The 12,792-nt window shown below is 64.4% G+C and carries 10 protein-coding genes; 3 read left to right on the plus strand and 7 right to left on the minus strand.

Going from position 1 to position 12,792, the window contains the following annotated elements; translation table 11 throughout:
• Positions 1-58: 58 nt before the first annotated feature.
• Positions 59-1,399 carry an NCS2 family permease gene (locus AC1G9C_RS09435; protein WP_021443268.1) on the minus strand — a complete coding sequence of 447 codons (1,341 nt, stop codon included), beginning with the start codon at positions 1,397-1,399 and terminating at the stop codon, positions 59-61.
• Positions 1,400-1,993: 594 nt separating this feature from the next.
• Between AC1G9C_RS09435 and AC1G9C_RS09440 the strand changes: the two genes are divergently transcribed.
• Positions 1,994-2,761, plus strand: coding sequence for a GntR family transcriptional regulator (locus AC1G9C_RS09440; protein WP_021443267.1), 768 nt, complete (start codon positions 1,994-1,996; stop codon positions 2,759-2,761).
• A gap of 141 nt (positions 2,762-2,902) precedes the next feature.
• On the opposite strand, the gene guaD is transcribed toward AC1G9C_RS09440, so the two are convergent.
• From guaD to AC1G9C_RS09465, 5 genes are all read right to left on the minus strand, one after another.
• Positions 2,903-4,204 (minus strand): guanine deaminase, encoded by a 1,302-nt coding sequence (gene guaD / locus AC1G9C_RS09445; protein WP_122108381.1) that lies wholly within the window; start codon positions 4,202-4,204, stop codon positions 2,903-2,905.
• A gap of 170 nt (positions 4,205-4,374) precedes the next feature.
• Positions 4,375-5,211, minus strand: coding sequence for a xanthine dehydrogenase accessory protein XdhC (gene xdhC, locus AC1G9C_RS09450; RefSeq protein WP_480410014.1), 837 nt, complete (start codon positions 5,209-5,211; stop codon positions 4,375-4,377).
• Between the two features lie 247 nt (positions 5,212-5,458).
• Positions 5,459-7,855, minus strand: a complete 2,397-nt coding sequence (gene xdhB / locus AC1G9C_RS09455) for a xanthine dehydrogenase molybdopterin binding subunit (RefSeq protein WP_480410015.1) — start codon at positions 7,853-7,855, stop codon at positions 5,459-5,461.
• A gap of 62 nt (positions 7,856-7,917) precedes the next feature.
• Positions 7,918-9,357, minus strand: a complete 1,440-nt coding sequence (gene xdhA / locus AC1G9C_RS09460) for a xanthine dehydrogenase small subunit (RefSeq protein ID WP_397497351.1) — start codon at positions 9,355-9,357, stop codon at positions 7,918-7,920.
• A gap of 282 nt (positions 9,358-9,639) precedes the next feature.
• Positions 9,640-10,149 carry a MarR family winged helix-turn-helix transcriptional regulator gene (locus tag AC1G9C_RS09465; protein ID WP_480410016.1) on the minus strand — a complete coding sequence of 170 codons (510 nt, stop codon included), beginning with the start codon at positions 10,147-10,149 and terminating at the stop codon, positions 9,640-9,642.
• An 83-nt stretch (positions 10,150-10,232) separates the two neighbouring features.
• Here AC1G9C_RS09465 and AC1G9C_RS09470 point away from each other — a divergent pair, with 83 nt between their 5' ends.
• Together AC1G9C_RS09470 and AC1G9C_RS09475 are read left to right on the plus strand one after the other, a co-directional pair.
• Positions 10,233-11,390 (plus strand): aminotransferase-like domain-containing protein, encoded by a 1,158-nt coding sequence (locus AC1G9C_RS09470; RefSeq protein ID WP_480410017.1) that lies wholly within the window; start codon positions 10,233-10,235, stop codon positions 11,388-11,390.
• A gap of 149 nt (positions 11,391-11,539) precedes the next feature.
• Positions 11,540-12,142 (plus strand): glutathione S-transferase family protein, encoded by a 603-nt coding sequence (locus AC1G9C_RS09475; protein ID WP_480410018.1) that lies wholly within the window; start codon positions 11,540-11,542, stop codon positions 12,140-12,142.
• On the opposite strand, the gene AC1G9C_RS09480 is transcribed toward AC1G9C_RS09475, so the two are convergent.
• A complete protein-coding gene (locus AC1G9C_RS09480) occupies positions 12,143-12,709 on the minus strand; it encodes a helix-turn-helix domain-containing protein (protein WP_480410019.1) in 567 nt (188 codons plus the stop codon).
• Between the last annotated feature and the right edge of the window lie 83 nt (positions 12,710-12,792).

Consider the following 12,792-nt stretch of genomic DNA (forward strand, 5'->3'; position numbering starts at 1 on the left):
ATGGCCAAACGAAAAGCCCCGGCACATGGCCGGGGCTTCGATCAACACCAGGTTGCCGTCAGAGGAAGGCGAACTTGGCGATAAAGATTACGCACAGCACGTACAGGCTCAGCGAGACCTTGTCGCGCTGGCCGGTCAGCAGCTTCAGCGTGGCGTAGGTGAGGAAGCCCAGGGCGATGCCGTTGGCGATGGAGAAGGTCAGCGGCATCATCACCACGGTGACGATGGCCGGGATGGTGTCGGTGTGGTCCTTCCAGTCGATATGGGCCATGCCGCTCATCATCAGCATCGCCACGTAGATCAGCGCGCCGGCGGTGGCGTAGGCGGGGATCATGCCGGCCAGCGGGGCGAAGAACATCGCCGCGAGGAACAGCACGCCCACGGCCACGGCGGTCAAACCGGTGCGGCCGCCAGCGGCCACGCCCGAGGCGCTCTCCACGTAGCTGGTCACCGGCGGGCAGCCGACCACGGCGCCGACCACGCTGGAGGTGGAGTCGGCCTTGAGTGCGCGCGAAAGGTTCTGGATCTTGCCGTCTTCGTCCACCAGGTTGGCGCGGTGGGCCACGCCCATCAGGGTGCCGGCGGTGTCGAACATGTTCACGAAGAGGAAGGCGAGGATCACGCTGATCATGGCCACGTTGAAGGCCCCGGCGATGTCCATGGCCAGGAAGGTCGGCGCCAGGCTCGGCGGCATCGACACCAGGCCGCCGTACTCCACCAGACCCAGGGCCCAGCCCAGCGCGGTGACGCCGAGCATGCTGAAGAGGATGGCGCCGAACACGTTGCGGTGGCTGAGCACGGCGATCAGCAGAAAGCACACGGCGGCGAGCAGGGCGTTGGGGTTACCGAACGAGCCCATGGTCAGCAGGGTGGCCGGGCTGTCGACGACTATGCCGGCGGTCTTCAGGCCGATCAGGCCGAGGAACAGGCCGACCCCGGCGCCCATGGCGAAGCGCAGGCTCATGGGGATGCTGTTGAGCAGCCACTCGCGGATCTTCGACAGGCTCATGATCATGAACAGCACGCCGGAGATGAACACCGCGCCGAGGGCGATCTGCCAGCTGTAGCCCATCTCGCCGACCACGGTGTAGGTGAAGAAGGCGTTGAGGCCCATGCCCGGTGCCAGGCCCACCGGCCAGTTGGCGTACAGGCCCATGAGGAAGCAGCCCAGCGCCGCGCCGATGCAGGTGGCGACGAAGGCCGCGCCGTGGTCGACGCCGGCACCGGCCATGATGTTGGGGTTGACGAAGATGATGTAGGCCATGGTGACGAAGGTCGTCAGGCCGGCCAGCAACTCGGTTTTGATGGTGGTGCGGTGCTCGGTCAGCTTGAAGAAACGGTCGAGCAGACCGGTTCTTGCCAGTTGAGACGCGTGTTGTTCTTGTTTGACGCTTTCCACAGCGGGTACTCCTCATCTCTCTTGTTGTGTACCGCCCAGAGCCTTGCGCGAGGACAGCGGCTCTCTGAGGCAGGCGGTGCGTTCGCGGTGCTTCCTGGCTAAGTTGTTGACCGAGCGGTCAAGAAGTCACTCAGGCGCGATTATGCTGTTGTATACAAAAAATGCAATTAATGTTTTTAATGTTGCACAAATCGAACCATGGGCCAATTTCGCCGCGAGAACGGGTGTAATTGGCGACAATGGCCGTCGCCGATTTTTAGGAAATTCATTTAAAACAAATAGATAGGATTTTGTGTGACGCCGTGCTCGGCATCGCGATCGAGGTCGCCGGACAGGGGGCTATGCCTGGTTAGCCGGTAATGGCCTGAGAAATGCCGGCTATATAAGGAAAGAATTTGAGCCGGCCCGCCGTTCGTCGCTTGCCCCCGGCTGAGCCCGAAAAGGGGTGGTCATACAACTCTGGTGCATTGATTGGTTGAATTGTGTACAATTGTCCGAATTTTTTTCCGATGATTTTTCTCCCGGTGCTTGTCAGCTACCGGGTAGAACACAGTAGAGTCGCAGTGTCGCCGACTCTCATTGACGCGAGCCAGAATGAACGATCAATTGCAGCCCCTCAAGAAGCAGCCGCGCACCGGCAAAAGCAGCCGCAGCGGGACTCAGGACGATGTCGTATACGCCCATATCTTCGATGCCATTCTCGAACAGCGTCTGGCGCCCGGCACCAAGCTGAGCGAAGAGGCCCTGGGCGAGATCTTCGGCGTCAGCCGTACCATCATTCGTCGCGCGCTGTCGCGCCTGGCCCACGAGGGCGTGGTGCTGCTGCGACCGAACCGCGGTGCGGTGGTCGCCAGCCCCAGCGTCGAAGAAGCCCGGCAGATCTTCTACGCGCGCCGTCTGGTCGAGCGCGCCATCACCGAGCTGGCCGTCGAACACGCCACCGCCGAGCAACTGGCCGAGCTGCGGCAGATGGTCAAGGACGAGCAGGACAGTTTCTCCCGCGGCGATCGCGGCGCCGGCATCCGCCTGTCCGGCGAGTTCCACCTCAAGCTGGCCGAGGCCGCGCGTAATGCGCCGCTGGTGAGCTTCCAGCGCAGCCTGGTGTCGCAAACTTCGCTGATCATCGCCCAGTACGAAAGCGGCAGCCGCTCGCATTGTTCCTACGACGAGCACAACCAGCTGATCGACGCCATCGAGGCGCGCGATGCCGAGCGTGCGGTGCACCTGATGATGCACCACATGGACCATATCGACAGCAAGCTCAATCTGGACGAGGAAAGCGCCTCGGATGACCTGCACGCGGTGTTCTCGCACCTGCTGCAGACCAAGAAGAAGTCCGGACGTAGCGCCGCCAACCGCTGATTGACGGCGTTGTAGAAAAAAGCCCCGATGCTTGCGCCTCGGGGCTTTTTTGTTTCAGCAGGGTAGGGTGAGCTGTGCGCACCACGGCCCCTGGAAAATCGCTGGTGCGCGCGACCTGGGTGGACCCGTGCCCCCCTACGCTTAGCGCTGGTGCACCGACACGCCGGCGGCGAAGGTTTCCTTCACCGCGCGGTCGTCGCCGAGCATGGTCAGGGCGAACAACCGCTCTTCCAGGCTCCTGGCCTGCTGCATGCGGTAGCTCATCAGCGGCGTGGCGTTGTAGTCCAGCACCAGGAAGTCGGCGTCCTTGCCGGGCAGGAAGTTGCCCAGCCGATCGTCCAGGTACAGCGCATTGGCGCCGCCCAGGGTGGCCAGGTACAGCGACTTGAACGGGTCGAGCTTCTTGCCCTGCAGCTGCATGATCTTGTACGCCTCGTTCAGCGATTGCAGCTGGCTGAAGCTGGTACCGGCGCCGACGTCGGTACCCAGGCCGACGCGCACGCCGTGTGCTTCCAGCTTGTTCAGGTCGAACAGGCCGCTGCCCAGGAACAGGTTGGAGGTCGGGCAGAAGGCCACCGCCGAGCCGGTTTCGGCCAGGCGCTGGCACTCCTCGTCGCACAGGTGCACGCCATGGGCGAACACCGCGCGCGGGCCGATCAGCTTGTGGTGGTCATAGACGTCCAGGTAGCCCTTGCGCTCGGGAAAGAGTTCCTTGACCCATTCGATCTCCTTGCGGTTCTCGGACAGGTGGGTGTGCATGTAGAGGTCCGGGTACTCGCCCAGCAACTTGCCGGCCAGTTCCAGTTGCTCCGGCGTACTGGTCGGGGCGAAGCGTGGGGTGACCGCATAGTGCAGGCGGCCCTTGCCGTGCCAGCGCTCGATCAGGGCCTTGCTCTCGGCGTAGCCGGTTTCGGCGGTGTCGGTCAGGTAGTCCGGGGCGTTGCGATCCATCAGCACCTTGCCGGCGATCATGCGCAGGTTGAGCTTGTCGGCCTGCTCGAAGAAGGCGTCCACCGATTGCGGGTGCACGGTGCCGAACACCAGGGCGGTGGTAGTGCCGTTGCGCAGCAGTTCCTTGAGGAAGATCGCCGCCACGTCGCTGGCGTGAGCCTTGTCTTCGAATTGCCGCTCGGTAGGGAAGGTGTAGGTGTTGAGCCAGTCCAGCAACTGCTCGCCGTAGGAGGCGATCATGCCGGTCTGCGGGTAGTGGATATGGGTGTCGATAAAGCCGGGGGTGATCAGCGCGTCGCGGTAGTGCTGGACGTCGACGCCGGCCAATTTCGGCAACAGCTCGGCAGCAGCGCCGACCTGGGCGACCTTGCCATTTTCGATCAGCAGGATGCCGTCCTCGAAATACTCATAGGACTGCTCGACGCCGACCACGGCCGGGTCGGCGAGGCTGTGCAAAATGGCGGCGCGGTAGGCTTTGACGTTGGTGGTCATGGGGCTCAAATCTCAGATCAAGGTAGTACGGGTAGGTTGGGCTGAGCTCCGCGAAGCCCAACACGAGGGTGGTGAGCCTGGCGTTGCCGCAAACCGGGCCCGCCGGGTGGAGTGCTGCGCACTCCCTGTTGGGTCGGGCCGCGATCGGCTTCGCAGCGCTCAGCGCCAACCTACGGCTGGGTGCGGCGCGAGGCGGGCAACAGCTTGGCCACGCTGGACTCGCCCTTCTTCACGTCCTGGCCAAAGCTGGCGTTGTAGGTGGCGATCACCTCGCCGGCGATGGACACGGCAATTTCCACCGGCAGCTTGCCTTTCACCTCGGGCAGACCCATGGGGCAGCGCATGCGCGCCATCAGGGATTCCTCAAAGCCGCGTTCGCGCAGGCGATGCTCGAACTTGACGCGCTTGGTCTTCGAGCCGATCAGGCCGTAGTAGGCGAAGTCGCCGCGTTTGAGGATCGCTGCGGTCAGCTCCAGATCGAGCTGGTGATTGTGGGTCATGACGATGTAGTGGCTGCCGGGCGGCATGTTCTCCACCTCGTCGACCACCTCGTCATTGACGATCTTCTCCACGCCGGCGGGGATGTGCTCGGGAAATTCGTTCTCCCGCGAGTCGATCCAGCGCACCTTGCACGGCAGGCTGGCGAGCAGCGGCACCAGCGCGCGGCCGACATGGCCGGCGCCGAACACGGCGATCTGCGCCTGTGGTTGACCCATCGGTTCGAACAGCAGCACGGTGGCGCCGCCGCAGCACTGGCCCAGGCTGGCGCCAAGGGAGAAGCGCTCCAGACGGGTGTCCTGGCTGCGGCTGGCGAGCATCTCGCGGGCCATTTCCATGGCCTTGTATTCCAGATGGCCGCCGCCGATGGTTTCGAAGATGCGCTCGGCGGTGACCACCATCTTCGAGCCGGCGTTGCGCGGCGTCGAGCCGCGTTCCTCGATGATGGTCACCAGCACGCAGGCTTCACCTTTTTGCTGCAGCTCGGCGAGGGCACTGATCCAGCTCATTTGCTCAGCCTCCAGGAAGGCGTGGTCTGGCCCGGGCGCGGCAGGCGCCAGTTGCTCGGCGACGGGTCGAGAATCGGCACCGGTGCCGGGCGAGCAGGGCGGTTATTCGGTTCGGTGTGTTTTGTCATTGTTGTACACCTGCTTTGTTCTTCATTCACGCCTTTGGTGGACAACGCTTCGCGGTTGTCCACCCTACGAACCGCCGTAGGGTGGATGTCGCGCAGCACATCCACCAAGGTGTTTAGCGTTACGCCGGTTCGACCTCGGCAGCGCTGGCAGTCTTGGCCGAAGCCTTCAGCTTGCGCATCTGCTCCACGCCCCAGAGCACGCGCTCAGGGGTGGCCGGGGCGTCAATCTGCGGTTGCACCTTGTAGTCCGCCAGGCTGGCCACGGCGTCCTTGAGGGCGCACCAGGCGGCGATGCCGAGCATGAATGGCGGCTCGCCCACGGCCTTGGAGTGGAATACCGTGTCTTCCGGGTTCTTGCGGTTCTCCACCAGCTTCACGCGCAGGTCGATGGGCATGTCGGCGATGGCCGGGATCTTGTAGCTGGCCGGGCCGTTGGTCATCAGCTTGCCCTTGGCGTTCCACACCAGCTCTTCCGTGGTCAGCCAGCCCATGCCCTGGACGAAGGCGCCTTCGACCTGGCCGATGTCGATGGCCGGGTTCAGCGAGTCGCCGACGTCGTGCAGGATGTCGCCGCGCAGCATGCGGTATTCGCCGGTCAGGGTGTCGACCAGCACTTCCACGCAGGCCACGCCGTAGGCGTAGTAGTAGAAGGGGCGGCCGGCGGCCTTGTCGCGGTCGTAGTAGATTTTCGGCGTGCGGTAGAAACCGGTCGACGACAGCGAGACCTGGCCGAAGTAGGCCTTCTGGATCATCTCCTCGAAGGACAGGAAGTGGTCGCGCACGCGCACCTGCCCGTTGCGGAATTCCACGTCCTCCGGGGTGACCTTGTACTCGCGCACCAGGAAGTCCACCAGGCGTTGCTTGATGGTCTCGGCCGCGTTCTTCGCCGCCATACCATTGAGGTCGGCGCCGCTGGAGGCTGCGGTCGGCGAGGTATTGGGCACCTTGTCGGTGTTGGTGGCGGTGATCTGGATGCGCTCGATATCGACCTGGAACACTTCGGCGACGACCTGGGCCACCTTGGTGTTGAGGCCCTGGCCCATCTCGGTGCCGCCGTGGTTGAGGTGGATCGAGCCGTCGGTGTAGATGTGGATCAGCGCGCCGGCCTGGTTGAGGAAGGTGGCGGTGAAACTGATGCCGAATTTCACCGGGGTCATGGCCAGGCCTTTCTTCAGCACCGGGCTTTTTTGGTTGAACTCGATAATTTCGCGACGGCGCTTGGCGTACTCGCAGCTCTGCTCCAGCTCGGCGGTCATCTCGTGGATGACGTTGTGCTCGACGGTCTGGTGGTAGTGGGTGACGTTGCGCTCGGTTTTGCCGTAGTAGTTGAGCTTGCGTACTTCCAGCGGATCCTTGCCGAGGTGGCGCGCGACGGCGTCCATCACTTCCTCGATGGCGACCATGCCCTGCGGGCCGCCGAAACCGCGGTAGGCGGTGTTCGACGCGGTGTTGGTCTTGCAGCGATGACCGTTGATGGTGGCGTTGCCGAGGAAGTAGGCGTTGTCCGAGTGGAACATGGCGCGGTCGACGATGGAGCCGGACAGATCTGGCGAGTAGCCGCAGTTGCCGGCCAGGTCCATCTCGATGCCGTGCAGCAGGCCGTCGTCATCGAAGCCGACGTCGTACTCGACGTAGAAGGGGTGACGCTTGCCGGTCATGCTCATGTCTTCCATGCGCGGCAGGCGCATCTTGGTCGGCCGACCGGTGAGGTGCGCGATCACCGCGCACAGGCACGCCGGGCCGGCGGCCTGGGTTTCCTTGCCGCCGAAACCGCCGCCCATGCGGCGCATGTCGATGACGATCTTGTTCATCGGCACGCCGAGCACTTCGGCGACCAGTTTCTGCACCTCAGTGGGGTTCTGCGTCGAGGTGTAGACCAGCATGCCGCCGTCTTCAGTCGGCATCACCGAGGAAATCTGGGTTTCCAGGTAGAAGTGCTCCTGGCCGCCGATATGCAGGGTGCCCTGCAGGCGACGCGGGGCGCTGGCCAGTTGGCTGGCCGAGTCGCCAATGCGGTGGGTGTGGCTGGCGAGCACGAAATGCTTCTTGCGGTAGGCCTCGACGACGTCGAGCACCGGCTCCAGGTCTTCGTATTCGACGATCGCGGCCATGGCCGCCTTGCGCGCGGTTTCCAGGCTGTCGGCGGCTACCGCCAGCACCACCTGGCCAACGTACTCCACCTTGCCGTCGGCCAGCAGCGGGTCGCCGGCGACCACCGGGCCGATATCCAGCTGGCCTGGCACGTCATCCTTGGTGATGGCGATGGCCACGCCCGGAAACTCGTAGCAGGGGCGGGTGTCGATGCGCAGGATGTGCGCATGGGCGCGATCCGACTGGCGCGCATAGACGTGCAGCTGGTTGGGGAATTCCAGGCGGTCGTCGACATAGACCGCCTCGCCGGACACGTGCTTGTCCGCGCTCTCGTGCTTGACGCTCTTGCCGACGCCGCTGGTCATGCCGGCGCGGAACAGGGCGGCCAGCTCTTCCTGGGATTTGTGTTCGATATGACTGGACATCTTCGCCTCCAAAACTTCGCATGCCGCCGGGCGCGCCGGCGGCGTATCAATTCACTGCGCCATCAGGCGTAAGCGGTAACCCGGGTCTCGACCTCGGGCGACTGCTGCTCCAGGAAGAACTTGCGCAGCAGGTTCTGGGCAGTGAGCAGGCGGTATTCCTTGCTGGCGCGGAAATCCGACAGCGGGGTGAAGTCCTCACCCAGCGCGTCGCAGGCGCGTTCGATCACGCCCGGATACCAGGCCGAGCCGACCAGCGCGGCTTCGCAGGCGCTGGCGCGTTTGGGGATGGCGGCCATGCCGCCGAAGGCGATGCGCGCTTCGGTGACCACGCCGTCGACGATAGTCAGGTTGAAGGCGGCGCAGACGGCGGAGATGTCGTCGTCCAGGCGCTTGGACACCTTGTAGGCGCGGAACGCCTGGTTGGCCTGGGCGCGCGGCACGATGATCTTCTCGATGAATTCGGCTTCCTGGCGGGCGGTTACCTTGTAGTCGAGGAAGTAGTCCTGCAGCGGCAGGATGCGCCGGGTGTTGCCCTGGCGCAGGGCGATCTGCGCGCCGAGGGCGATCAGCAGCGGCGGGGCGTCGCCGATGGGCGAGGCGTTGCCGATATTGCCGCCCAGGGTGCCCTGGTTGCGAATCTGCAGCGAGGCGAAGCGGTGCAGCAGCTCGCCGAAGTCCGGGTACTCGCGCGACAGCGCTTCGTAGCAGTCGGACAGGGCCGCGGCCGCGCCGATCTCGATGGCGCTGTCGGTCACTTCGATACGCTTCATGTCTTCGATATGGCCGACGTAGATCATCACCGGCAGTTCACGGTGGAACTGAGTGACTTCCAGGGCCAGGTCGGTACCGCCGGCGAGCAGGCGGGCTTCCGGGTTGGCGGCATAGAGGTCGGCCAGGTCGGCCACGGTCAGCGGCACCAGGCAGCGCTTGTCGCCACTGTTGAGCTCGGCAGTTTCACGCGGGGCGATGGCCTGGAGCTGGGCCACGGTGTTGCTTTCGAAGGCGTCGAACTGGTCCGGCTGCTTCTGGCAGCAGGCCTGCTCGGCGGCGTCGATGATCGGGCGGTAGCCGGTGCAGCGGCACAGGTTGCCGGCCAGGGCTTCCAGGGTCTGGCCCTTGTCGTAGCCGGTGGAGTTCTTCTGCAGGGCGAACAGCGACATGATGAAACCGGGGGTGCAGAAGCCGCACTGCGAGCCGTGGCAGTCGACCATCGCCTGCTGCACGCTGTGCAGCTTGCCCTGGTGCTTGAGGTCTTCGACGGTGATCAGCTGCTTGCCGTGCAGGCTGGAGACGAAGGTCAGGCAGGAGTTGAGGGTGCGGTAGCGTACGCGGTCGCCCTCGAGCTCGCCGACCACCACGGTGCAGGCACCGCAGTCGCCGGAGGCGCAGCCTTCCTTGGTTCCGGTTTTGCCGACGTGCTCACGCAGGTAGTTGAGCACGGTGACGTTGGGGTCCAGGGCATGCTCGGTGCGCAGCTCCCGGTTGAGTAAAAACTGGATCAAGGACGACCTCCAGGCACTTTATTGTTATGACTCGGTTGGCTGGCCAGGTGATGCACGCACTGCAAGGCCCTGGCGCGGGCTGCCATGGGGCCAATCTAGAGTTTTCTGACTTTTGGGTCAACAAATATTTGACCTTGTGGTCAGCCGATTGTCATGCAATTCGGTTATGAGCCGGGCGCGGGTCGAGAGGCCTGTTTTCAGGCTAGCGGCTTTTGTGCCAGCGGTGTGCCTGGATCGCCAGGAGGGGCGCTCGTCGGTCTGCCAGAGCGCCCGCGTGCGGGGTCAGCGGCGCACGGTCAGCGCCTGGTTGACCTTGAGCCAGCCCTGCACGGCCTCTTCGCCGACTTCGGCGAACACCCGCTGCAGCAGGCGCGCCTGTTCGCGGCGCAGGGCCTGCTCCAGTTTGGCGCCTTCGGCGGTGAAACCGAGCAGGCGCTTGCGCTTGTCGTCCGCCGCGGCCTCGCTGCGCACCAGGTGCATTTCCATCAGCTGGCGCAGCGGCGTGTTCAACGCCTGCTTGCTCACGCCGAGATAGCCGAGCAGTTCCTTCATGCTCAGCCCCGGGTACTTGGCGATGAAGAACAGGATGCGGTGGTGCACCCGCGACAGGCCGCGCTTGGCCAGCATCTCGTCGGACTTGGCGGTGAAGGCCTGGTAGCCGAAGAAAAAGGCCTCCATGGCGGCCTGTTGGACGGCCGGGTTTTTCATGGCCTGCCATCCGTGGCGGCCACCCTGCGGGCCGTCGCTGGGCGACGTTAAAAATTTCTCGGGGAAATTTTTTAGGTCAGTCATATTGACGTATCTCTGGGTGGCGTCGTAGTTTCGGTCAAGCAGTTTGACTTAAATTTCCAGCCTTTTGCACCCCAGGTAATCCCATGGCCTTCTCCGAACGCATCGCCCGCCTGAAAAGCTCCCTGATTCGTGAAATTCTCGCCGCGGCGCAGCGTCCGGAGGTGATGTCCTTCGCCGGCGGGCTGCCGGCCGAACCCATGCTGCCGAAGGTGGACTGGGCCGAGATGCCGGCGAGCATGGGTCAGTACGGCATGAGCGAGGGCGAGCCGGCCCTGCGCGAGGCCATTGCCGCCGAGGCGCGCGCCCTGGGCGTACCCTGCGAGGCCAGCCAGGTGCTGATCGTCAGCGGCTCGCAGCAGACCCTGGACCTGGCCTCCAAGCTGTTCATCGATCCGGGCACCGAGGTGCTGCTCGAGGCGCCGACCTACCTGGCCGCGCTACAGGCCTTCCAGCTGTTCGGCGCCGCTTGCATCAGCGTGCCGCAGGAGGCCGACGGCCCCGAGCTGGCGGCGCTGCGCCAGCGTCTGGAAAAGCACAAGCCGGCCTTCGCCTACCTGATCCCGACCTTCCAGAATCCGTCCGGCACCCGCTACAGCGAGGCCAAGCGCGAAGCGGTGGCGGCGCTGCTCGACGAGTTCGGCGTGACCCTGATCGAGGACGAGCCGTACCGCGAGCTGGTGTTCGATGAAGGCCAGGCCACGCCCATCGTCAGCCGCCTGCAAAAGGCCAGCTGGATCTACACCGGCACCGTATCCAAGACCCTGCTGCCGGGCCTGCGCGTCGGCTACCTGATCGCCACCAAGGATCTGTACCCGCACCTGCTGCGCCTGAAGCAGTCGGCCGATCTGCACACCAACCGCATCGGCCAGTGGCAGGCGCTGCAGTGGCTGGGCAGCGAGCGGTACCGCGGCCACCTGGCCGAGCTGCGCGATTTCTACCGCATCCGCCGCGACGCCATGCAGGCCGCGCTGCTGGAGCACTTCGCCGATCTGGCCGAGTGGGAAATTCCGCAGGGCGGGCTGTTCTTCTGGCTGACCCTCAAGCAGCCGCTGGATACCCGCACATTGCTCGATGCGGCCCTGGCGCAGAACGTCGCCTTTATGCCGGGTGAGCCGTTCTTTATCGATCCGGACGCCAACGCCGGTCATCTGCGACTGAACTTCAGTCACGTGGCGCCGGAGCGCCTGGGCGAAGGCCTGCGCCGCCTCGCTGCAGTTATCCGCGAGGCGCAGGGGGCGTGATTGAGTCCCCCCTGTAGGAGCGGCTGGGCGGCATTCCGCTTCAGCCGCGAATTTCGCGGATAGATCCGCTCCTGCAGAAGCAGGGCGGTTGGCGGTGATTTGATTGGCGGCGAGCTTGCCGCGAGAATTGATGTAGGGAGGGCAATGCGATGTACAAGGTCTACGGCGATTACCGTTCGGGCAACTGCTACAAGGTCAAGCTGATGCTGCATCTGCTGGGCAAGGAGTACCAGTGGATTCCCGTCAACATCCTCAAGGGCGAGACGCAGAGCGAAGCCTTCCTGGCCAAGAATCCCAATGGCAAGATTCCGGTGCTGGAGCTGGACGACGGCACCTGCCTGTGGGAGTCCAACGCCATCCTCAACTACCTCGCCGAGGGCAGCGAGTTCCTGCCCAGCGAGCCGCGCCTGCGCACCCAGGTGCTGCAGTGGCAGTTCTTCGAGCAATACAGCCACGAGCCCTATGTTGCGGTGGCGCGTTTCATCCAGCTCTACCAGGGCATGCCCGAGGAGCGCCGCGAGGAGCACGCGCGCTGCCTGAAGCTCGGCTACAAGGCCCTGAAAGTGATGGAGAAGCAGCTCGAACGTACGCCCTATCTGGTCGGTGAGCATTACTCCATTGCCGATATCGCCCTGTATGCCTACACCCATGTGGCCGACGAAGGCGGCTTCAGCCTCGAAGCCTTCCCGGCCATCCGCGCCTGGCTCGAGCGGGTGGCCAGCCATCCGCGTCATGTGACCATGCTGGGCTGATCAACGCTCGGTGGTAGCCTGCGTCCTCGCGGCGCAGCGCTGTCGCCACAGCAGTGGGCTCATCCCGGTCTCGCGCCTAAAGGTGCGGGTGAAGTGCGACTGGTCGCAGAAACCGTGGGCATGGGCAATCTGCGTCAATGGCTGGTCGGTGGCCAGCATCATCGCCCTGGCCGCTTCGATACGCTTGCGCGCCACGTAGGCCAGCGGCGTGATGCCGAAGGTCTGCTTGAACACATGGGAGAAGTGGCTGCTGCTCAGGTTGAGCTGAGCGGCCAGGTGGCAGGTGCGGATCGGTGTATCCAGATGCCGGCTGATGTATTCGTCCAGACGCCGCGTTTGCCAGCGGTTCAGGCCCGCCGCATGGCGCAGGTCGCTATCGCTGCCGCCGTTCGCCTGTCTCAGCAGTTCCATGGCCTGGTCGAGGTAGACGTAGGCGCGCAGGGTGTCTTGCTGCAGGGCCGCTCCGGCATCGGCCAGCAATTCGGCGATCCTTGCCAGCGTCTGAGCATTGTCCAGCGCCTTTGCTAGACAGGGCGTGATGCCCTGAGTTTCTCCGAGCGAGCCCATATGAAGCCTCCTTGTCTGGTCGCACGCAGAGCATGCGCGGCGGAGCTGTCGGCGCCCAGCTCACAAGGTGGGGACGGGGAGCA

This window comes from Pseudomonas sp. ABa2, assembly GCF_056676075.1.